At 31.2% G+C, this 21,050-nt stretch carries 21 protein-coding genes; 14 read left to right on the top strand and 7 right to left on the bottom strand.

All coding sequences use genetic code 11. From position 1 onward, the window contains the following. Window positions 1–54: 54 nt before the first annotated feature. The 13 genes from WFZ85_RS05040 to WFZ85_RS04980 are packed head-to-tail and all read left to right on the top strand — an operon-like array spanning window position 55 to window position 14,694. The gene (locus WFZ85_RS05040) at window positions 55–1,197 is read left to right on the top strand and encodes a glycosyltransferase family 4 protein (protein ID WP_342695188.1); all 1,143 of its coding nucleotides are present in this window, start codon (window positions 55–57) and stop codon (window positions 1,195–1,197) included. Beyond that, a complete protein-coding gene (locus WFZ85_RS05035; protein WP_342695187.1) occupies window positions 1,194–1,997 on the top strand; it encodes an FkbM family methyltransferase in 804 nt (267 codons plus the stop codon). The genes WFZ85_RS05040 and WFZ85_RS05035 overlap by 4 nt, the downstream gene beginning before the upstream one ends. A gap of 12 nt (window positions 1,998–2,009) precedes the next feature. Beyond that, the gene (locus tag WFZ85_RS05030) at window positions 2,010–3,551 is read left to right on the top strand and encodes a glycosyltransferase family 2 protein (RefSeq protein WP_342695186.1); all 1,542 of its coding nucleotides are present in this window, start codon (window positions 2,010–2,012) and stop codon (window positions 3,549–3,551) included. A gap of 1 nt (window position 3,552) precedes the next feature. Beyond that, complete coding sequence (locus tag WFZ85_RS05025; RefSeq protein WP_342695185.1) at window positions 3,553–4,554, top strand: glycosyltransferase family 2 protein; 1,002 nt, start codon at window positions 3,553–3,555, stop codon at window positions 4,552–4,554. A 13-nt stretch (window positions 4,555–4,567) separates the two neighbouring features. Further along, on the top strand, window positions 4,568–5,494 hold the full coding sequence (locus WFZ85_RS05020) for a glycosyltransferase family 2 protein (protein WP_342695184.1): 927 nt from the start codon (window positions 4,568–4,570) through the stop codon (window positions 5,492–5,494). Next, the gene (locus WFZ85_RS05015; protein ID WP_342695183.1) at window positions 5,484–6,284 is read left to right on the top strand and encodes an acyltransferase; all 801 of its coding nucleotides are present in this window, start codon (window positions 5,484–5,486) and stop codon (window positions 6,282–6,284) included. The genes WFZ85_RS05020 and WFZ85_RS05015 overlap by 11 nt, the downstream gene beginning before the upstream one ends. Further along, entirely contained in the window at window positions 6,285–7,415 is a 1,131-nt protein-coding gene (gene rffA, locus WFZ85_RS05010; RefSeq protein ID WP_342695182.1) for a dTDP-4-amino-4,6-dideoxygalactose transaminase, read from the top strand. Beyond that, a complete protein-coding gene (locus tag WFZ85_RS05005; RefSeq protein ID WP_342695181.1) occupies window positions 7,412–8,746 on the top strand; it encodes a hypothetical protein in 1,335 nt (444 codons plus the stop codon). The genes rffA and WFZ85_RS05005 overlap by 4 nt, the downstream gene beginning before the upstream one ends. Continuing rightward, window positions 8,743–9,861, top strand: coding sequence for a glycosyltransferase family 4 protein (locus tag WFZ85_RS05000; protein WP_342695180.1), 1,119 nt, complete (start codon window positions 8,743–8,745; stop codon window positions 9,859–9,861). Before WFZ85_RS05005 ends, WFZ85_RS05000 begins: the two co-directional genes overlap by 4 nt. Beyond that, window positions 9,858–10,931 (top strand): glycosyltransferase, encoded by a 1,074-nt coding sequence (locus tag WFZ85_RS04995; RefSeq protein ID WP_342695179.1) that lies wholly within the window; start codon window positions 9,858–9,860, stop codon window positions 10,929–10,931. Before WFZ85_RS05000 ends, WFZ85_RS04995 begins: the two co-directional genes overlap by 4 nt. Beyond that, complete coding sequence (locus tag WFZ85_RS04990) at window positions 10,931–12,274, top strand: O-antigen ligase family protein (RefSeq protein WP_342695178.1); 1,344 nt, start codon at window positions 10,931–10,933, stop codon at window positions 12,272–12,274. The genes WFZ85_RS04995 and WFZ85_RS04990 overlap by 1 nt, the downstream gene beginning before the upstream one ends. Next, complete coding sequence (locus tag WFZ85_RS04985; protein WP_342695177.1) at window positions 12,246–13,256, top strand: glycosyltransferase family 4 protein; 1,011 nt, start codon at window positions 12,246–12,248, stop codon at window positions 13,254–13,256. The genes WFZ85_RS04990 and WFZ85_RS04985 overlap by 29 nt, the downstream gene beginning before the upstream one ends. 49 nt (window positions 13,257–13,305) lie before the next feature. Then, the gene (locus tag WFZ85_RS04980) at window positions 13,306–14,694 is read left to right on the top strand and encodes an exopolysaccharide biosynthesis polyprenyl glycosylphosphotransferase (protein ID WP_342695176.1); all 1,389 of its coding nucleotides are present in this window, start codon (window positions 13,306–13,308) and stop codon (window positions 14,692–14,694) included. Here the strand turns inward: WFZ85_RS04980 and WFZ85_RS04975 are convergent. After that, window positions 14,674–15,789 carry a lipoprotein N-acyltransferase Lnb domain-containing protein gene (locus WFZ85_RS04975; protein WP_342695175.1) on the bottom strand — a complete coding sequence of 372 codons (1,116 nt, stop codon included), beginning with the start codon at window positions 15,787–15,789 and terminating at the stop codon, window positions 14,674–14,676. The two genes, WFZ85_RS04980 and WFZ85_RS04975, sit on opposite strands and share 21 nt — an antisense overlap. A gap of 6 nt (window positions 15,790–15,795) precedes the next feature. After that, a complete protein-coding gene (locus tag WFZ85_RS04970; RefSeq protein ID WP_461782267.1) occupies window positions 15,796–16,872 on the bottom strand; it encodes a putative type IX sorting system protein PorV2 in 1,077 nt (358 codons plus the stop codon). 105 nt (window positions 16,873–16,977) lie between these two features. Here WFZ85_RS04970 and WFZ85_RS04965 point away from each other — a divergent pair, with 105 nt between their 5' ends. Further along, the gene (locus WFZ85_RS04965) at window positions 16,978–17,715 is read left to right on the top strand and encodes a CDP-alcohol phosphatidyltransferase family protein (protein WP_342695174.1); all 738 of its coding nucleotides are present in this window, start codon (window positions 16,978–16,980) and stop codon (window positions 17,713–17,715) included. On the opposite strand, the gene WFZ85_RS04960 is transcribed toward WFZ85_RS04965, so the two are convergent. The 5 genes from WFZ85_RS04960 to WFZ85_RS04940 form a co-directional block, all read right to left on the bottom strand. Beyond that, window positions 17,712–17,942 (bottom strand): DUF5808 domain-containing protein, encoded by a 231-nt coding sequence (locus WFZ85_RS04960; protein WP_342695173.1) that lies wholly within the window; start codon window positions 17,940–17,942, stop codon window positions 17,712–17,714. The genes WFZ85_RS04965 and WFZ85_RS04960 overlap by 4 nt on opposite strands. 3 nt (window positions 17,943–17,945) lie before the next feature. Next, window positions 17,946–18,686, bottom strand: a complete 741-nt coding sequence (gene lptB, locus WFZ85_RS04955) for an LPS export ABC transporter ATP-binding protein (RefSeq protein ID WP_342695172.1) — start codon at window positions 18,684–18,686, stop codon at window positions 17,946–17,948. Window positions 18,687–18,859: 173 nt separating this feature from the next. Beyond that, window positions 18,860–19,210 (bottom strand): carboxymuconolactone decarboxylase family protein, encoded by a 351-nt coding sequence (locus tag WFZ85_RS04950; RefSeq protein WP_342695171.1) that lies wholly within the window; start codon window positions 19,208–19,210, stop codon window positions 18,860–18,862. After that, window positions 19,194–20,018, bottom strand: a complete 825-nt coding sequence (gene tatC, locus WFZ85_RS04945) for a twin-arginine translocase subunit TatC (RefSeq protein WP_342695170.1) — start codon at window positions 20,016–20,018, stop codon at window positions 19,194–19,196. Before tatC ends, WFZ85_RS04950 begins: the two co-directional genes overlap by 17 nt. Beyond that, window positions 20,018–20,983, bottom strand: coding sequence for a KpsF/GutQ family sugar-phosphate isomerase (locus WFZ85_RS04940; RefSeq protein ID WP_342695169.1), 966 nt, complete (start codon window positions 20,981–20,983; stop codon window positions 20,018–20,020). The genes tatC and WFZ85_RS04940 overlap by 1 nt, the downstream gene beginning before the upstream one ends. Window positions 20,984–21,050 lie beyond the last annotated feature (67 nt).

Raw genomic sequence — 21,050 nt, 5'->3', positions numbered from 1 at the left:
AATTTACAGTTGTATCATTGGTATTCAGTAATTTTTAATAACACTATTTTTTAAATGAAAATTGCTTTTCTAACTCCTGAATTTCCACATCCAAAAACAGGTTCGTCTGGAGGAATTGGAACTAGTATTTTCAATTTATCTAAAGGACTAACAAGTGCAGGACATCAAGTATTTATATTGGTTTACGGACAATCAGATGATGAAGTTTTTACTGAAAATGAGATTGTTTTTTATCGGATTAAGAATGTTAAATTTAAAGGATTTTCGAGGTTTTTGACCCAAAAAAAAATAGAAAAACTCATCAATCAATTAGTTAAAAAAAATCAGTTAGATATTGTTGAAGCTCCAGATTGGACAGGAATGACATCACGAATTCAACCCAGATGTCCTCTTGTCATTAGGCTTAATGGTTCTGATACTTATTTTTGTTACTTAGACAAAAGACCTGTTAAGTTTTTGAATAAATTTCACGAAAAACTAGCGTTACAAAAATCAACAGCCCTATTATCCGTCAGTCATTATACTGCTTCTCTTACAAAGCAATTATTTCAATTAAAAAAAGATTTTGCAATTATCCCAAACAGTATTGATTTAACAAAATTTTCTAACGATTATTCAGTTCCTGTTCAAGATAATGTACTATTGTATTTTGGAACATTAATCAGAAAAAAGGGCGCGTTAGAATTACCATTAATTTTTAATGAAGTATACAAACGAAATAATAAAGTAAAATTAGTATTATTAGGTCGTGATGCCTCTGATATCATTACAGGAAATAGTTCCACATGGAAAATGATGCAACCTTTATTTGATAAAAATGCTATCAACAATGTACTATATCTTGGCAGCAAATCATATCAGGAAATAAAAGACTCGATTGCTAGTGCTACAGTTTGTGTTTTTCCTACATTTGCCGAGGCTTTGCCCGTTTCTTGGATAGAAGCTATGGCGATGCAAAAAGCTATCGTGGCTTCCAACATAGGTTGGGCAGCTGAGGTTATTGACGATTCGATCAATGGTTTCTTGGTGCATCCAACTGCGCATGAAAGTTTTGCTGAGAAAATAGTGCAATTGCTTGAAAATGAGGATTTGAGAAATCAATTTGGTATTGCAGCTAGAACCAAAGTAACACAGAAATTTAGTATTGAAGTGGTCGCAAAACAAAGTGCTGATTTTTATAAAAATATACTCCAATGAAAAAAGCTATAAAAAAGATTATCAGCAAAATTGTTCCAAAAGGAAATCAAAAAGAGCAACTAAAATTATTTTATTATAGTTTGTTCAAATCAAAAAATATAGCATTTGAATTGGTTGAAAAAAATGGTTTTATTGTTTATAAAACGACTTTCAATGCTATTTCATTATATACAAAGGAAGCTTTATATCCTATAGTTGATGATTTTAATTATTACCAACATTTTTATAAAGTGAAGACTGGCGATATCGTCATTGATGCTGGAGCTAATTGTGGACACTTGTCTATTTTTTTTTCAAAGCTAGTAGGTCAAAATGGAAAAATATTCGCCTTTGAACCTGATAAATTCAATATTGAAAGAATTAAACACAACATAGTTTTAAATCCCGATTTGGCTGACAATATCAAAATTGAAGAGGTATTGCTTTGGGACAAAAATGAATTAATTGACTTTCACGAAGCTGGCACTGTTGGTTCTTCTGCCATTTGGAAACCTGATGCTGAAAGTTGTGTAAAGAAGCAAGCAGTAACTATTGATAGCTGGGTTGCAGCAAACAATATTGACAAACTCGATTTTATAAAAATGGATATTGAAGGTGCAGAAATAGAAGCTCTTGCTGGTTGTGTTAATACTATAAAAGAATTGAAACCAAATTTTGCTATTGCATCTTATCATATAGTCAATAAAGAAATGACTTATATAAAAGTGGAACAATTTTTTAAAGCGATAAATTATCCCTGCAAAACAGTGCGATTTAGAGGGAATGAAATTATCACTTTTGCAGGTTATAATTTAAAATAATCAAAGCGAAATATGATTATTATTTATCACAATAAATCAACAGTAACAGAAGTAGTTTCATCATCGATTGACAATTTTGTAAATCAACAAAATCAAAATATTGCTTCGATACTACTTTCAATTGCTGCAAATAATGACGATGAGATTTTAGTTTGGTGTCATGAAAGCCTAAGGCACGATTTGAATATTGAACATATTGAGGATATGTTTCATCACAAGCGTTTTCTTTTTTCATATGCTCCTTTTTTAGGAAATTATTTTAATCGTGAATTGGGTTATATTGAGGATACTCCTTTTATTAAGGTTAATAAAACAGCTCGCTATGCTACTTGGCAAATGAGTTGTGTTGTTGGCGCTGTTCATGCTTCAGTTTTAAATGCATGTAGAAATGACCTTCAAACAACAGGCAACTTTGACTATTTTCTTAATTCATTTGCTAAAAGAGCCATGATTTTTGGCTTGTTATGTTATTCTGAGCCAAGACTACTAAAAAATATTTCATCAGTACAACCTTTACAACAATCTGGTTTAAACCAACTCTTTAGGTTTACTAAACAGCATTACCGAATGAGATGGATATTTCTTTTGTTTTTTAATTTAGTAGTTTATGAAAAACGTTTTCCTTTCTTCGCCTTCTTGACTTCACTTTTTTATAAAAAAAGAAGTTTCAAAGCGGAGTACATTGATAGTATCGTTTTGAATTCAAACAAAAAGATTATTGATAAAGGAACGATAGATATTTTAATCCCAACTATTGGCAGAAAACCCTATTTATTAAATGTTTTAAACAACTTAGCTGCTCAAACCCATTTACCGACTAATGTTATTATCGTTGAACAAAATCCATTGCCAAATGCTACTTCTGAGCTTGATTATATTGATAATTTAAGTTGGCCATTTAAAATTAAGCATCATTTCACGCATCAAGCAGGTGCATGCAACGCAAGAAATATAGCTTTAGAATTGGTAGAAAGTGAGTTCGTTTTTTTTGCTGATGACGATATTGTATTTGAAAACGATTTGATTGAAAAAGTGCTGCATAGTTTTCAAATAACGGGTAATGAAGTTTTGCTGGTGGCAATTCATTTAGCAAATGAAAAAATAGTAGTCCAATCTCCAAAACAGTTTCTAGCTTTTGGAACTTGTCACGCATTTGTAAAAAGTGAATGTTTAAAAGGATTAAAATTTAATATGGCTCTTGAATTTGGCTACGGAGAAGACGCAGATTTTGGCATGCAATTAAAAAATAGAGGTTATGATTTTTTATACCTTTCTACTTTAACCATTTTACATCTAAAAGCACCAATGGGAGGTTTTAGAACAAAACCAAAACTTAAATGGGACAATGACATCATCGAGCCAAAACCTTCGCCTACAGTTATGTTATACAAACAAATGTATTTTTCTACTGAGCAAATACTAAGTTACAAACTAACGATTTTTTTAAAGAATATTAATAGCAACTTTCTCAAAAATCCATTCAAATATTATCGAATTTTTAATCAAAAATGGAAAAGAAGTCAATATTGGGCCAATAAATTGAATGAGGAATAACATGAATTTTACACTGATAATTTGCACTTATATGCGACCAAATCCTTTATTGGATTTACTAAATTCGGTCAAATCACAAACACTTTACCCCAACGAGATTTTGATTATCGATGGTTCAACTAACGATGACACGAAAGCTATTGTTAATGAAAATTCATTTGTAAATTTAACCTATTATCAAGTTTCAAAGGAAGATAGAGGTTTAACCAAACAAAGAAATTTTGGAATTTCTAAAGTATCCCATGATGCACAGGTAATCTGTTTTTTAGATGACGATACAGTTTTAGAACCAATGTATTTTGAGGAAATCATTGCTACTTATCAAAGTAATAATGAGATTACAGGTGTGGCAGGAATTGCTATCAATGAAAATCGTTGGACAAAAAAGATACCCAATAAAAATTACAATAAACTCAAGTATTTTGAATTTGAAGATTACATTTATCCCGAAGGTTCAAGAAATATCATGCGAAATTTTTTAGGATTACAGTCTAATTTAGGTCCAGGTAGAATGCCTGATTTTTCACATGGAAGAACTTGCGGATTTCCGTTAAACGATAAAATTTATGAAGTTGATTTATTAATAGGTATGTCGTTTTCATTTCGAAAAGTTGTTTTTGATAACATTCGGTTTTCTTCATATTTTGAAGGATACGGACTTTATGAAGATGCCGATTTCAGTATAAGAGCACAGCAATTTGGTAAAAATGTTATAACCACAAAAGCGCAATTGTTTCACTTTCATGACCCATCAGGTAGACCAAATAAATATCAATATGGTAAAATGGTTACTAGAAACGGTTGGTATGTTTGGCGCATAAAATATCCTAATCCTTCTTTGAAGGCTAAATTGAAATGGAATGCAATCTCTTTATTTTTGATAGTAATAAGATTTAGCAATATATTTACCACAAACAAAAGAAAGGAAGCTTTTACTGAATTTTTAGGAAGAATTTCAGGATGGTTGAGTTTGTTTGTAGATAAACCTCAAGTAAAGGTTTAATAAGTAGTTTATTATGAAGTTATCAATTGTATCGCCAGTCTATAAAGCTGAAAAAATCATCCCAAAACTCGTAGAAAGAATTGAAAAATCAGTTGCTTTGATTTCTAGTGATTATGAAATTATATTAGTTGAAGATTGTGGTCCAGATAAATCGTGGGAAGTAATCGAGTTGATTGCAGCTAGTAATTCAAAAGTTAAAGGAATAAAATTAAGCAAAAATTTTGGTCAACATCCCGCTATTAACGCTGGTTTATCTGTAGCTCAAGGTGAATGGATTGTGGTAATGGATTGCGATTTACAAGATCAACCAGAAGAAATAGAAAAACTATATAATGAGGCATTAAAAGGATTTGATATAGTTTTAGCCAGTAGAAGTAATAGAAAAGATGGATTTTTGAAAAAGTTATCGTCTAAGTTTTTCTTCACAGTTTATAGTTATCTTACAGATAGTAAGTTTGATAATTCCATTGCAAATTTTGGAATTTATAACCAAAAAGTAATTAAAGAGGTGTTGAAAATGAATGATTATATCAAATCTTTTCCTTTGTTCGTGAATTGGGTTGGCTTTAAATCAACCACAGTAGAAGTAGAGCACGCCTCGCGCGATTCGGGAAAAACTTCCTATACTTATTCCAAATTACTAAGTTTAGCGTTCAATACAATTATTTCATTTTCAAACAAGCCATTGAAGCTCTTTGTAAAATTTGGAATGACCATTTCCTTGATTTCTTTTATTATGGGATTAGTAACGGTTTTTCGATATTGCACAGGAGCAATTAGTGTTCTTGGCTACAGTTCTTTGATGGTTTCTATTTGGTTTTTATCGGGTGTTATCATTACGATAATTGGAATTGTTGGTATTTATATCGGTAAAATATTTGATCAAACCAAAGGAAGAAATTCATTTATTATTGCAAAAACAACTAACTATGATGTATAAAAATATTGATGCCGAGGAAATATACATAGGAAAAAATACCATTATTGAGCCATCTGCAAAAATTAGAGGCGTTAACGGAAAAGCAAAAAAAATTAATATCGGCGATAATTGTTATATTGGAGAAAACGTACAAATATTGTGCGATGATTTTGCCTTAGGAGATTATTCAAAATTACAACACGATACCAATATTCATGGATATTTGCCTTGTCATATTGGTCACAATGCTTGGATTGGTCAATTTACAATTATTGACTCTATTGGTGGAACTACCATTGGGAATAACTGTGGAATTGGGGCACATTCACAAATTTGGAGTCATATTAAATATGGTGATACACTTGAAGGTTGTCGTTTCCTCTCAGAAAAACCAATGATAATAGGAAATGATGTATGGTTCGTAGGGCATTGCATAGTTTCTCCAATAATTGCAGAAGATAAGTCAATGGCTATGGTAGGTTCTGTAGTGACAAAAAACATGAATTTTAATGAAATTTATGCCGGTTCGCCAGCAAAATCTATTTCAGATAAAGTAGGTTTTCAATTTGAAAAAGTTAGCATTGAAGATAAACTCGCTCGAATGAAATCTTACCTAAATCAATGGGATAGAGGTTGTAAAAATATTATCGTAGTAGCAGATAATGCTGAGATAGATTTTTCAAATCGCGATTTTTCATATTTTAATGTTGCCGATAGAACCTACACAAAACGTGGTAGTGAAAACGAAATAAGTTTTATGAAGTTTTTACTTCCTTCTAGAGCAAAATTTACACCAATTTATACACTATAAATGATTAATATCCCTTTTAATAAACCCTATCTAACGGGAAAAGAGTTGTTTTATATTGAAGATGCTGTGAAGAAAGGTAAAATTTCTGGAAATGGTTATTATACACAACTGTGTCAAAAATATTTTGAAAGCAAATATGGATTTAATAAATGCTTACTAACAACCTCTTGTACTGATGCCCTGGAAATGGCAGCAATTTTAATAGATATTAAAGAAGGAGATGAAGTTATAATGCCTTCTTATACTTTTGTTTCTACGGCTAATGCTTTTGTTTTGCGTGGTGCTAAAATTGTTTTCGCTGATAGCAGATTAGATCATCCCGGAATTGATGAAGACCAACTAGAGTCTCTTATAACTTCAAAAACTAAAGCTATTGTTCCTGTGCATTATGCCGGAGTTGCTTGTGATATGGATAAAATCATGAACTTGGCAAATCAGTATGGACTTTATGTTATTGAAGATGCTGCGCAAGCTATAGATAGTTTTTACACTGGCAAAGATGGAATAAAAAAGGCATTAGGTTCCATCGGACATTTGGCGGCTTTTTCTTTCCATGAAACTAAAAACATCATTTCAGGAGAAGGTGGAATGCTCGCCATCAATGATAGAAAATTTGCTGAAAGAGCCGAGATTATATGGGAAAAAGGGACTAATCGTTCAGCATTTTTTAGAGGTGAAGTAGATAAATATGGTTGGGTTGACATTGGTTCGAGTTTTTTGCCTTCTGAAATTATTGCCGCTTTTCTGTGGGCTCAATTAGAAAATCTTGAAGATATTCAACAAGTAAGAATAGCACATTGGGAGAATTATCATCAAAAATTACAAGAATGGACGAGCGATAACCTCATTCAACTGCCTGTTATCCCTTCTTATGCGACAAATAATGGTCACATGTTTTATCTTATTTGCAAAAATCTTAAGCAAAGAACAACGATTATCGATAATTTAAAAAGTGAAGGGATATTATCTGTCTTTCATTATATCAGTTTGCATCGCAGCCAATTTTACAAAGGCAAAAATTTTAATACAGTGCTAAAACAAACAGACATTTTCTCAGATTGTTTACTTCGTTTACCTATGTATTATGAATTGAAAGTAGAAGATGTAATTTATAAAATAACTGAAAAATGAATATAGCCAATAAACTAAAAACGAAACTTGATTTTTTTTACAGCAAGAATGTAACTGTATTTCTTTTCATTCTATTTTCCGTTGTTAATTTGGTTTATTTCATTAGCGGATTTTTTATGTTTTTTTTAAACAAAAAAGGCAATGCAGATGAATACTATCAATATAATTTATATACTGTAACTTCTTTTTCGCTGAACAATATTTTTTATACGCCTTCGCAACCGTTTATTTTTTTAAGTTCTTGTGTGGACTATTTTTTAAGTAAGCCAATGATGTCAACTCGAGTAGTTTCATTACTTCTTTTTGTGGTACTGCTTGTATTTTTTATAAAAAAAATTAAAGCCATACAAAGTACTGCCATCGAAAAGGTTTATAAGATTACTTTTTTTATCTGTGCTATTGCCATAACAAATCAGATGTATTCTGGCACATCAGATTTTTTATCTTTTGTTTTTTTAGTACCGCCTTTTTTAATAATACTAGACAGCATAAATTTAAAAAAAATTAATTTAAGTATAAATTTTTGTGTTTTTATTGGCTTGTTATTCGCTATTTCAATTGCTTCTAGACCAACGGCCATAATTTTAATTGCGTTGTTTTATACTTCGATGTTTTTGATTTTAGGATTTAAAATAATTTTTTGCAAAGAAAATTTGGTAATGCTTTTGTCATTAGGGTTCTTTTTATCGCTTATAAATTTTTTGCCTATAATTCAACAACAAAAAATTATTTTAGACGTCAAAGAAGTTCCAGAAGAAACTGGTGTTAATTGGTTCCAAAAGAATTACTTAATGGCAAAATTTTGGGACTCTAATAAAATACCTACTTCGCAATGGATTTCGACTGCTGAAGTAATCGAGTTTAAAAAACAAAATCCAAACTTTGAATTTCCAAAAAATCAAATAGAATTACTGTTGAAAGAACCTGGATTATATTTTAGGCAAATGATTAGAATGTTTGTAAAGGCCATGTATACAAGTTTCAGGTTTATGTACTTTCTTTTTCCAATTATGTTATTATCCTTTATAAATAGCAAAAGAATTTCTTGGTTAAAAACTTGTAACTATAAAAATCCAAATGGTATTGCTAAAAACAAAATTATAGTACTGTTTCATTTTATAAGCATTATTGTTTTTTCGTTTATTGCCGTAAAAATGTTTGAATTCCGATGGGTAATTCCAATCATGATTTTATACACCTACTATGCAATTCATTACATTTCGTTATTGCCAATAAAGGCAAGGTTTTTAATTTATAATTTTAGTTTCATCTGTGGGATTTTGTTGTATATGATGTTTTTTATAAAAAATGGATTAATATATTCTTCATGACTTTTTGCATCATAACACATGTTCCTCACGGTTACCATGCAAATAAATATTTTGCATATGCGCCATATGTTAGGGAAATTAATATTTGGTCAAAATATGTAGATAGAATTGTGTTAGTTGCGCCTTTACAATTGCAAAAAATCACTCCTATAGAAATTAATTACACATCGTCAGCTATTGATTTTCATGAGGTTAATTCATTTAACTTTTTGTCTTTAAAAGCTATTTTCTCTTCCTTAGTTGAATTACCAAAAGTTGTTTTTAAGATATATTTTGCCATGAAAGCAGCAGACCATATTCATCTTAGATGTCCCGGAAATATGGGATTATTAGGCTGTATGGTTCAGGTTTTTTTTCCCTCCAAATCAAAAACTGCTAAATATGCAGGAAATTGGGATTTAAAATCCAGACAACCTTTAAGTTACCGTCTTCAAAAATGGATTTTAAGCAATACTTTTTTGACAAAAAACATCAACGTCCTAGTGTATGGCGAATGGGAAAATAGCTCAAAAAATATTAAACCTTTTTTTACTGCTAGTTACTACAACAGCGATAAAACTGAAATAAAAATAAGAAGTTTAAAGAGTAAAATTTCATTTTTATTTGTTGGCACTCTCTCTAATGGCAAACAACCATTATATGCTATACAACTTGTTGAACGTATTTACCACAAAGGTTTTGATGTACAATTGAATTTATATGGTGAAGGTCAAGAACGTCTACAATTAGAAAAGTATATCTCAGATAAGAAACTAGAAAGTTTTGTTTTCTTGCAAGGAAATCAAAATCAAAAGACCGTAAAAGAAGCCTATTTAAATAATCATTTTGTAATTTTACCATCCATGAGCGAAGGTTGGCCAAAAGTTGTTGCTGAAGGAATGTTTTGGGGCTGTTTACCAATCGCTACGAGTGTTTCTTGTGTGCCAAATATGTTAGATAACGGGAATAGAGGATTGCTTTTAACACTAGATATTAAAGACGATGTAAAAAAAATAATGGCATTAATTAACGATGAAAGCTTGTATTACAGTAAAACTAAAAACGCTGTACTATGGTCTAGGAATTACACCTTAGACGTTTTTGAAGAAGAAATAAAAACCATTTTACAATCATGAGGATAGTTCAAATCATTGACTCTTTGGAAACTGGTGGTGCAGAAAAAATGGCAGTAAATTATGCAAATGCACTTGCAACAAAAATTGAGTTTTCAGGATTGGTTGCCACAAGAGCAGAAGGAGATTTAAAACATCAACTCCATAAAGAAGTGTTTTATCTCTTTTTGAATAGAAAAATGATAATCGATTTTCGTGCTGTTTTTAGATTGCGGAGGTATTGTAAATTAAATAAAATAGACTATATACAACCGCACAGTAGTTCTTATTTTATTGCTATTCTTGTTAAAATTGTGTATCCAAAAGTTAGAATTATTTGGCACGATCATAATGGCTTAAGCGAGTTTATTAGCAATCAAAAATCTTTTATTCTTAAAATTGCTTCTCATTTTTTTAAAGGTATTATTGTTGTAAACTATAAATTAAAAGAGTGGGCACAACGCGAGTTGCATTGCAAACAAGTTGTTTATCTGCCTAATTTTACTAATAACAATGATAATGTGCCTGCTAAGACTATATTAGACGGTGAAAAAGGAAAACGAATTCTTTGTGTAGCTAATCTGCGAGATCAAAAAAATCATTTTTTATTACTCGAAGTTGCTGAACTACTTAAAAAAACCAAACCAGCTTGGACATTCCACCTCGTAGGTAAAGATTTTGAAGACGATTATTCAATGCAATTGCTGAGAGTAATTAAAAATAAAAGGTTAGTACATTTTATTAGCATTTATGGTTCACAAAACGATATTACAAACATCATTAATCAGAGTGATATAGCTATTCTAACCTCAAAATCAGAAGGTCTACCTGTAGCATTAATTGAATATGGCTTAATGAAAAAACCCGTGGTAGTCACTAATGTTGGAGAGATTCCGCTTATAATTAAAGATGGTGTTAATGGCTTTATGGTTGATGTAAATGACTCTCATAACTTTTATCATAAATTAATACAATTGATAGAAAATGATGAATTGAGAGCAAATTTTGGCAATAATTTGTATCAAACTGTCATAGAAAATCATTCGGAGTCAGGTGTTGTTACTAAGTATTTAAATTGGATTGAAAGCTTATAATGGACAAAATTGATAAAAAGTATATAACTCTTATCTTGTTGCATGTCGCAATAGGAGTTTTAATATTTTATATAAAGCCACTGTCTAAGCTATATGGTTTTGCTATTTTGCTCTACGGATTATACTATGTTGTCAAAACACAAAACAGAAACAATGAAGTGTTATTTGCATCAGCATATATTGTTGGTAGTGAAGTTTTTTTAAGAATGACCGGCGGAAATATTCTTTATGAGTTTTCAAAATATGGTGTAATGCTCTTTTTAGCTTTCGGAATGTATTACAGTGGTTTTTCTAAAAACTCAATACCATTTTGGGTTTATCTATTACTTCTTTTGCCAGGAGTTATAGTAGCTACCGAAACTTTAAATCTGGAGTCTGACCTGCGTACATCGATAGCTTTTAACATTTCTGGTCCAGCATGTCTTGGTGTAGCAGCAATTTATACCTACAACAGAAAAATTTCATTTTCTCAACTTAATAACTTGATGTTAACTTTAGGGTTGCCAATAGTTACAACCGTTGTTTATTTAATTTTATATACACCCGATTTACGAACAATTTTAACCAGTACAGGATCCAATCCTGCTACTTCTGGTGGTTTTGGACCAAATCAAGTGGCAACAATATTAGGTCTTGGTGTTTTTATTTTTTTTACAAGATTAATTTTAGCCTCAAAATCAAAGTTATTATTTGCTGTAAATCTTATTTTACTATTCAACATTCTATATCGAGGTTTGGTCACTTTTTCTCGTGGTGGTATATTAACTGGTTTCGTAATGATTTTTTTGTTTTTGGTATTATTATATACAAACATAGGTAGTTATGCTAGAGCAAAACTTTATATGTTGTTTATATTTGTTTCATTTGCACTTGTTTTAACCTGGCTTTATACTTCTAGTCAAACAGGAGGTTTAATTGACAAAAGATATGCTAATCAAGACGCAATGGGTAGAACGAAAGAAAGCAAGTTTACCGGTAGAGAGGAAATTTTAGCCAGTGAAATTGATGCTTTTATGGACAGTCCTGTATTTGGAATAGGTGTTGCGAAAGGATTAGAAATTCGAAAAGAAAAAACAGGCGAAATAATTACTTCGCACAACGAAATTTCAAGAACGTTTGCCGAACATGGAACCATGGGTATTATTGCTTTATTGATTGTTTTTTTTACACCAATTTTTTTATATTTAGATAATAAACAGAATATCTACATCTTTTGTTTCTTGATTTTTTGGTTAATGACAATAAATCACGCGGCAATGAGGCTTGCTGCTCCAGCTTTTGTATATTCGTTATCGTTGTTAAAAGTTTATATAGATGAAGAAAATCCTGTACATAGGCAATAAGCTAGCTGCACATGGTTATAATTCGACTTCAATTGAAACTTTAGGATTATTTCTTGAAGATGAAGGATTTAAGGTATATTACGCTTCTTCGAAAAAGAATAAATTCTTGCGATTAATGGAAATGATTTTCATGATTGTAAAACACGCTAGAAATGCTAATTATGTTTTGATTGATACCTACAGCACTAAAAATTTCTGGTATGCTGTCGTTATATCACAGCTATCTAGAGTATTATCTTTACGATACATTCCCAAATTGCATGGTGGTGATTTACCGCGAAGAATTGTACAATCAAAATTTCTTTCTGATTTAATTTTTAAAAATGCTTATATCAATATTTCACCATCTTATTATCTTATTGAAGCATTTAATAAACAAGGTTACACAAACATTAAATATATCCCGAATACTATCGATTTAAATTTATATCCGCAGCATGATAAACAGTTTAAAATACCGAAACTACTCTGGGTAAGATCATTTTCTGCGATCTATAATCCTATTATGGCTATAGAAGTTTTTATTAATTTAAGAAAAATATTTCCTGAAGCTGAGTTATGCATGGTAGGACCAAGAAAAGATAATAGTTATGAAAAAACAATTCTTTTTGCCGAACAAAACAATGTGGACGTAAAATTCACAGGAAAATTATCAAAAGAAGAATGGATTACCCTTTCTAAAAATTATAACGTTTTTATAAATACAACCCATTTTGATAACACTCCTGTGAGTGTTATTGAAGCAATGTCACTGGGAATCCCAGTGGTTTCAACAAATGTTGGAGGCATTCCATATTTACTGCAACATAACACAAACGCGCTTTTGGTTTCTGATAATAATAGCGACGAAATGACCCAACAAATAACTAGAATTTTTACCGAGCCTGATATTGCTTGCAACTTGAGCGAAAACGCAAAAAAAACGATTAAAAACTTTGATTGGAAAATTGTTCGTGGGCAGTGGATAGATTTACTTTCATGAATGTCATAAATTTGTACCTTGCAACTTTATTAGGCTTTTTAGTTTCGCTATGAATAAGCACAAAGAAATACACTTTGAAATCTCAGAAAGAAAAATTCTTTTAAGAATTTTTGATATCATTTCTGTGCTTTTTTCTTTGTATATCGTTAGCACAGTATTTGATTTTAGCTATTTTGGTTTTTCTAAAACAAACTTTTATTGGACTATAGTACTTGGACTTTATTTAATTATAATTGGTTCAATATTTGAAATGTATAACTTACAGGTTGCCAGCAGTCAATATCAGGTTATAAAAAGTATTATATTAACTTCATCAACAACTGTATTAGTTTATTTATTAACCCCTATTTACACACCTGTATTACCTTCAAATCGTATTCAGATACTCATTTTTTTTATATCAATATTCTTAGCTCTATTTTCATGGCGGATGATTTATGTACGTTTTTTTGCGTCTAATAGATTTTCTAAAAAGGTTATTCTGATATGTGATAATGATCAAGTTAAAGAGCTTGTGAGTGGCTTAGAAAGCGCTGATCCACATTGCAAGGTGTTAGGTTTTGTGAATTCTGATAGTTCAAATGAAACAAAACTAAATAACGTTCAAAATATTACAATAGATGGTCTTCAAAAATTTGTAAAGGAGAATTCAATATCTGAAATAGTAATTGCATCACAAAAAACAGATGGTATTACCGTTACCCTTTACAATCAATTAATTCATCTCCTCGAAAATGGATATATTATTAGAGAATACACTCAAGTTTATGAAAGTATTACTCAGCGTATTCCAGTTCAATATGTGTCGCGTGATTTTTATCGTTACTTTCCTTTTAGTAGGAGTAATCAAAATCACTTTTATATATTAATAATCAGATTTTTAGAAATTATTATTTCAATTATAGGATTAGCTTTTGGTTTAGTTTTAATTCCTATGGTAATACTTGGAAATCTTATTGGAAACAGAGGGAAATTATTTTATACACAAGAACGTGTCGGTAAAAACGGTCAAGTTTTTGAAATAATAAAATTCAGGACGATGGTTAAAAATGCCGAAACCAACGGAGCTGTATTTGCAACTTCCAATGATACTAGAATAACGCCATTTGGAAAAATTTTACGTAAATCTAGAATAGATGAATTTCCACAGTTTTACAATATATTAAAGGGTGAAATGGCAGTTATTGGGCCTAGACCAGAAAGACCAGTTTTTGTTAATGAAATTGCTGCTTCAATGCCTTTTTATGAAACACGCCATGTTATAAAACCCGGGTTAACAGGATGGGCGCAGGTAAATTATTCTTATGGTGAAACTATTGAGGATAGTTTAATTAAACTACAATATGATTTATATTATATCAAGCATAGAAGCCTTTTTCTTGATTTTAACATCATGTTTAAAACGCTTAGCACCGTTTTATTTTATAGAGGGCAATAGTTTCAATGGGTTTTTACCGCTTATCTTTAATAACATATAAATACCAGTAATTATAAACGGAAGCATAAGTAATAAATGCGGTTTATTTATCATAATTAATGCGTAGATAAATAAAATAACAATCGAAAAATTGCAAAGTTTATCTAACCAAGCTTTATTTACAAAAGGTAAAGCCAAAAACAAAGGGCTAAAAAGTAGGGCATTATAATTCCATAAAACTTCCTGATGTTGTGAATACAAACCTACTAAACAAAGGAAAACTCCTAAAATTCCACACACAAACAAATAGCCGAGAAATAGGAATTTTTTGTTCAACAATATAAGAGCGAACAGCACAGCTATTACAAAATAAATACTATCAAAAAATGAAAATTTAATTTCATTTTTGCTTCCGTGAATAATAGTTTTTTTATCAGAAACTAATTTTTTAGTGCCTACTGATGCTTTTTCCAAACTATTCATAAGTTCAATAGGCAAAAACAATTTTTCTGATTTGGCATCGGTTTTTGCGCCAAAAATTATGTTGATACCTAGTTTATACCAAAAATAATTTTCAAAATAAGGATACAACACTTCACGATAGGAGTTGCTTTTCGAATCGACTTTATGAATTAGTTTTTTTCCCAGGGCATTGTTTAGTTTTTCAGCGACCATAGTGGTGCAATTTCTTTCAATAAATTTATATGTATAATATCTTTCAGAAGTATATAGAGATTCGCTTAATGTTGTAAAGAGTTCTTGTTTCTGTTCCGCTGAAAGTGTTATAGTTTGTTCAATTACCTCTCTCTCATCTGTTTGGTATTCTAATATAAAATCTTCATAGGATGTTACATTCATGAAATATTGTAAATCTCCTTTAACAAATTTCAAATAAAAATTTTCAGTTCTAAAATCGAATGCGCCATAGTTAAAAACCACATCCAACTGATTTTCATCATCTTTTATTCGTAATGCTGTGTGACCAAATGTGGAATACAATTGTTCGCCGCGACCACAAGTGAAAACGCTAATTTGAGATTGTTGCGATAGTTTTGGATTTTGTGAAAATGAATTTAGACTAATAAAAAGAAGAAATAATAGTGTTTTTTTTACCATATTTTTTTATCTAAAAATGCTCAAATCTACTTTTACAGAAAAAATATTGGAATATAAGGCAGCACTTTGATCGCCCAAATCGGTAAGAGCATAGTCTATTTGAATTCCCTTATACTTAAAACCTATACCAATATTAGGTTGAAAACTGACTTGTTGTGTACCATCAAGTTGCATTACATTTTGAAAGTTTCCCACACCAGCACGAAGAAAAACTAAGTCTGTGTATCCAAATTCAAAGCCAATTGCCGGATCAATACTCGCAATATCAGTGGAAATCACATCATTGGTTCGGGCAAATTGCATATTCAAATTGACTGCTGCCAAAAGCGTATAATCGTAGTGAAATTCAAACTTTTTAGCAATTCCAAGTTGTGCTTTTGGTAAGGTAATTTCGCTACTTTCTGGTAATTCTTGATTTTGTCCTGGTGTAATCGTAACAGCATCTCTAATCTCGTTATATTTATCTTCATCTATCGCCCATACATTATAAGTTGTAGTAATGTCTCGAAGCATTAAACCAAAGTGCCAATCATTTCTATCAAACTGCAATCCGGCATCAAAACCAAAACCCCACGAATTGGCAAACTCGCCAATTACTCTGCGGATTACTTTTGCATTTACTCCATATTGAAATCCCTCTAATTTCATTTTTCTTGCGTATGAAAATGTAAGGGCATAATCAGCAGTAGAAAACAAACTAATTCTATTGTAATCAATATTACCTTCACTATCAATTAATTGAGTGGTGTTCAAAATATCATCTACACCAAAACGAATTAATGAAAAACCCCACGCACTTTCATCGTCAATTTTTTTAGCGTAAGCGGCATAATCATATTGTGCAATATTAGCAAAGTAGCTAGCATGCATTAATGATGCTTCGCTATCTTCAATTTTTAATAAGCCTGCAGGATTCCAATAACCGGAGTTTACATCACCAGAATATGCTGTAACAGCATTAGACATTCCTAATGCGGCAGCATCAACCCCAATGCTCATGAACTCGTTAGAATATTTTCTAACTGATTGAGAATTAATGGTTGTGCTAATAAAAAATAGCGTTAGAGCAATTTTGATTTTCAAGGCAATTTTCTTTTTACAAATATCAAATAAAAATCTGTAATATAAAACGTAGAATGCACTAACATATTGTATTAAATTTGTAAAACTTAAAAAAAAGTAGTCCATATGAATATAAAAGCACAAATCCCCAACTTCTTTACTATGCTTAATTTGTTTTCGGGTTGTGTGGCTTTGGTATTTGTCGCTGATTTTAAATTTGATTTGGCTTTCTATTTCGTTTGTCTTGGGATTTTCTTTGATTTTTTTGATGGTTTCTTTGCCCGAAAATTTGGAGTAGCGGGACCATTAGGAGTTCAATTGGACTCATTAGCAGATATGGTAACTAGTGGTGTTGTTCCGGGATTTGTTGTGTATCAGTTGTTATTTAATATACAATTAATTACGATTGAAAATTATAACGCAAATGGTATTGATTTTCTCCCATTTATTGGTTTTGTTATAACTCTTGGTGCTTGTTATCGCTTAGCAAAATTCAATATCGACTCACGACAATTGGATAGTTTTATTGGCTTGCCAACTCCCGCAAATGCTTTGTTTTTTATGAGTTTGGCCGTTATAATTAAAGGTATGCCATTATCAGAACTATCTTCTTTTCTTTTTGAAAAAAAATTTTTGATACCACTAACACTTTTAAGCGCTTACATAATGAACGCCGAAATTCCTTTGTTTTCCTTAAAGATTAAGGACTTCAGTTTTGCCAAGTACAAGTTGCAGATTTTCTTTTTAGTACTATCTGTTTTGATGCTTCTTTTTCTTCAAATTATTGCTGTGCCATTAATTATTATTTTATATGTTTTACTTTCTATTGTAAATAATGTTTTAAATAAAAAAGCTTCTATTTAAGAAGCTTTTTTCGTAATCGTGAATACTATAAATCCAAAAAAAAGTATAGCTATTAATAGCACCAAATAAGATTTAGGATGAGCAAAATTTAGAGTAGTTCCTAAATTTAGATTGGGTTTGTCTACAAAAATGCGTTTGTCTTTTTTATTGAAATAAAATATGCCCCATTTCCAGTTTTTTGGAGTTTTATGCCAATTATCCTGTATTTCCTTATTTCGGCTTTCCACAATTTAAAAATGTAATTTCTTTTTACGCAATTCAAAGTTTTGTCCGAGATATACTTTTCGCACCATTTCATCGGCAGCTAATTCTTCTGGAATTCCTGCTTTTAAAATGCCACCTTCAAACATTAGGTAGGTTTTATCGGTTATAGCTAAGGTTTCCTGAACGTTATGATCGGTGATTAAAATTCCGATGTTTTTGTTTTTTAATTGGGCTACAATACGTTGAATATCTTCTACTGCTACTGGATCAACTCCGGCAAAAGGTTCATCTAGTAAGATAAATTTTGGGTCAGTAGCTAAAGCTCTCGCAATTTCAGTACGTCGTCTTTCTCCACCAGAAAGTAAATCACCACGATTAGTTCGGATGTGTTCCAAACTAAATTCAGCAATCAAACTCTCCATTTTTGCTACTTGTTCTTCTTTGGAAAGCTTAGTCAACTGGAGTACACTCAAAATATTATCTTCAATGCTCAATTTTCTAAAAACCGATGCTTCCTGTGCCAAATAACCAATTCCGTTTTGAGCTCTTTTATACATTGGAAAATCAGTAATATCCATATTATCTAGGAAAATTTTTCCTGAATTTGGTTTTACCAATCCAACAATCATGTAAAATGAAGTCGTTTTTCCAGCACCATTTGGACCTAATAGTCCAACGATTTCTCCCTGGTTTACTTCCACAGAAATACCTTTTACAACGCTTCTGCCTTTATAAGTTTTTACTAAATTTTCGGCTCTTAATTTCATGTCATGATGAATTTATTTCAGCATCTCTGCTGATTTTTCATGTTCTATGCAAATAAACAAATTCCTAAATAAACAAATCAACCATTTAACAGTTATTTCATTTTTACACTTCTCAAACCATGCTAAATACTGCGACTGCACATTGAGACCGAAAACTGAAAACTGCTATCTGATTACTGACCACTTTCTTCTAATTCTTCCCAAAATTCGTAAGCTCTCCTTAAATGAGGAATTACAATGGTTCCGCCAACTAAGGTGGCAATTCCCATAGCTTCCATCATTTCTTCTTTGGTAATGCCTTCTTTGTAACTAGTTTCTAAATGATATTTTATACAATCATCACAACGCAATACGGTTGATGCAACTAATCCCAAAAGTTCTTTGGTTTTAACATCCAAAGCACCATCAGCGTAGGCATTAGTATCTAAATTAAAAATTCGTTTTACAATTTTATTATTGTCAGCCAATAATTTTTCGTTCATTTTTGAACGATATTCATTAAATTCTTCAACTAATTTGCTCATTTTGTTTTTCTTTTTTTACTACAAGAACAGCGATTAAAATACTAACTTCATATAAAATCAATATGGGAATAGAAACCACCACTTGACTCGGAATATCGGGTGGTGTTGCTATAGCTGCAACTATTAGTATGATTACGATAGCGGCTCTTCGATATTTTCTGAGAAATGCGGGTGTTACCAGCCCTAATTTTGCTAAAAAGTAAATAATTATGGGTAATTCAAAAACTAATCCACTAACAATTACTGAAGTTTTAATCATACTAATGTACGAATCTATGGTAAATTGATTTACAATGGCTTGGCTTACGTTGAAATTACCAAAGAAATTAATAGATAATGGTAGAATAATAAAGTATCCAAAAAGAACACCAATAAAGAATAGCAATGAAGATACAATAATGAAAGCGCTAGCTTTTTTGCGTTCGCTTTCATAAAGCGCTGGACTAATAAAACGCCAAACTTCATACAAAATATATGGAAATCCCAAAATGAACCCTGCGGTTATCAGTATCCAAAGATATATTGAAAATTGACCGCCAACTTCAGTGTTTTGAATGATAAAAGAAAATTCTGTAGCACAAGCATAAGAGTCATCAACTCCAAAAAAACGGGTCAATTCACAAAAAAAACGATAGGTTACAAAATTAGGGTCTTTTGGACCAAAAAGGATGGTGTCAAAAATGAAATCATCTATAAAGTAGCAGGCGCAAGCAATGATTATTATTGCAAGCGTACTTCTTACTAATAACCATCTTAATTCTTCAAGATGATCTAAAAATGACATTTCTGCCAACGCTTTTTTCGCCATTAGATTATACCTTCTTTTAAAATATCATGTAAATGGATGATACCTTTATATTCTCCTTTATCAACAACTACCAGTTGTGTAATCGAAAAGTCTTCTAAGATGTTTAAAGCATCACTCACCAAGTCAGTTGACTGTATCATTTTTGGATTTTTTGTCATAATATCTTGTGCTGATAATCCAGAAATAACTTCAGTCTTGTTCAACATCCTTCTAATGTCACCATCGGTAATAATTCCGATTACTTTATGATCATCAACAACTGCCGTTACACCAAGTCGTTTTTCTGAAATTTCAACAATTACAGTTTTAATTGTCGAGTCTGGTGCAACAATGGGCTTGTGTGTTGCATCGAGCACATCGCACACACGTAACAACAATTTTTTACCTAAAGCACCACCAGGATGGTACTTAGCAAAATCTTCAGCAGTAAAACTTTTCATTTCCATTAAACAAACCGCAATCGCATCGCCGATAACTAATTGTGCAGTTGTACTGTTGGTTGGCGCCAAGTTATTCGGACATGCTTCTGAGTCAACATATGTATTTAAAATATAGTCCGACTCTTTCGCAAGAAAAGAAGTAGTATTACCTGTAATGGCGATTAATTTATTTCCAAAATTTTTCAAAAGCGGAACCAAAACCTTTATTTCAGGACTGTTGCCACTTTTTGAAATGCAAATGACAACATCGTTAGATTGTACCATTCCTAAATCGCCATGAATGGCTTCTGAGGCATGTAGAAAAAGAGAAGGCGTTCCCGTAGAATTTAATGTAGCTACAATTTTTTGAGCAATGATAGCACTTTTCCCAATTCCGGTTATCACTAATCTTCCTTTAGACTTGTAAATAATATTGATTGTTTGTACAAAATTATCATCTAAAAAATCTATCAATTTGGCAATTGCCTTACTTTCAGATAAAACAGTGTTTTTTGCGGTCTCAAGAATTTTTTTGCTAGTAATCAAAATTGAAATAATATAAAATTTGTGTGTATTGTAGAAAGTTGTATCTTTATGATTGCAAATTTATGTA

The sequence above is a fragment of the Flavobacterium aureirubrum genome, assembly GCF_038739835.1.
Lineage (GTDB): Bacteria > Bacteroidota > Bacteroidia > Flavobacteriales > Flavobacteriaceae > Flavobacterium > Flavobacterium aureirubrum.
The sequence above is the reverse complement of the archived record's forward strand: the minus strand, read 5'-3'. Positions and strand labels throughout refer to the sequence as shown.

Coding starts and splice junctions, on each gene's coding strand:
- WFZ85_RS05040 (WP_342695188.1), top strand. CDS start 55: ATGAAAATTGCTTTTCTAACTCCTGAATTTCCACATCCAAAAACAGGT.
- WFZ85_RS05035 (WP_342695187.1), top strand. CDS start 1,194: ATGAAAAAAGCTATAAAAAAGATTATCAGCAAAATTGTTCCAAAAGGA.
- WFZ85_RS05030 (WP_342695186.1), top strand. CDS start 2,010: ATGATTATTATTTATCACAATAAATCAACAGTAACAGAAGTAGTTTCA.
- WFZ85_RS05025 (WP_342695185.1), top strand. CDS start 3,553: ATGAATTTTACACTGATAATTTGCACTTATATGCGACCAAATCCTTTA.
- WFZ85_RS05020 (WP_342695184.1), top strand. CDS start 4,568: ATGAAGTTATCAATTGTATCGCCAGTCTATAAAGCTGAAAAAATCATC.
- WFZ85_RS05015 (WP_342695183.1), top strand. CDS start 5,484: ATGATGTATAAAAATATTGATGCCGAGGAAATATACATAGGAAAAAAT.
- rffA (WP_342695182.1), top strand. CDS start 6,285: ATGATTAATATCCCTTTTAATAAACCCTATCTAACGGGAAAAGAGTTG.
- WFZ85_RS05005 (WP_342695181.1), top strand. CDS start 7,412: ATGAATATAGCCAATAAACTAAAAACGAAACTTGATTTTTTTTACAGC.
- WFZ85_RS05000 (WP_342695180.1), top strand. CDS start 8,743: ATGACTTTTTGCATCATAACACATGTTCCTCACGGTTACCATGCAAAT.
- WFZ85_RS04995 (WP_342695179.1), top strand. CDS start 9,858: ATGAGGATAGTTCAAATCATTGACTCTTTGGAAACTGGTGGTGCAGAA.
- WFZ85_RS04990 (WP_342695178.1), top strand. CDS start 10,931: ATGGACAAAATTGATAAAAAGTATATAACTCTTATCTTGTTGCATGTC.
- WFZ85_RS04985 (WP_342695177.1), top strand. CDS start 12,246: ATGAAGAAAATCCTGTACATAGGCAATAAGCTAGCTGCACATGGTTAT.
- WFZ85_RS04980 (WP_342695176.1), top strand. CDS start 13,306: ATGAATAAGCACAAAGAAATACACTTTGAAATCTCAGAAAGAAAAATT.
- WFZ85_RS04975 (WP_342695175.1), bottom strand. CDS start 15,789: ATGGTAAAAAAAACACTATTATTTCTTCTTTTTATTAGTCTAAATTCA.
- WFZ85_RS04965 (WP_342695174.1), top strand. CDS start 16,978: ATGAATATAAAAGCACAAATCCCCAACTTCTTTACTATGCTTAATTTG.
- lptB (WP_342695172.1), bottom strand. CDS start 18,686: ATGAAATTAAGAGCCGAAAATTTAGTAAAAACTTATAAAGGCAGAAGC.
- WFZ85_RS04950 (WP_342695171.1), bottom strand. CDS start 19,210: ATGAGCAAATTAGTTGAAGAATTTAATGAATATCGTTCAAAAATGAAC.
- tatC (WP_342695170.1), bottom strand. CDS start 20,018: ATGGCGAAAAAAGCGTTGGCAGAAATGTCATTTTTAGATCATCTTGAA.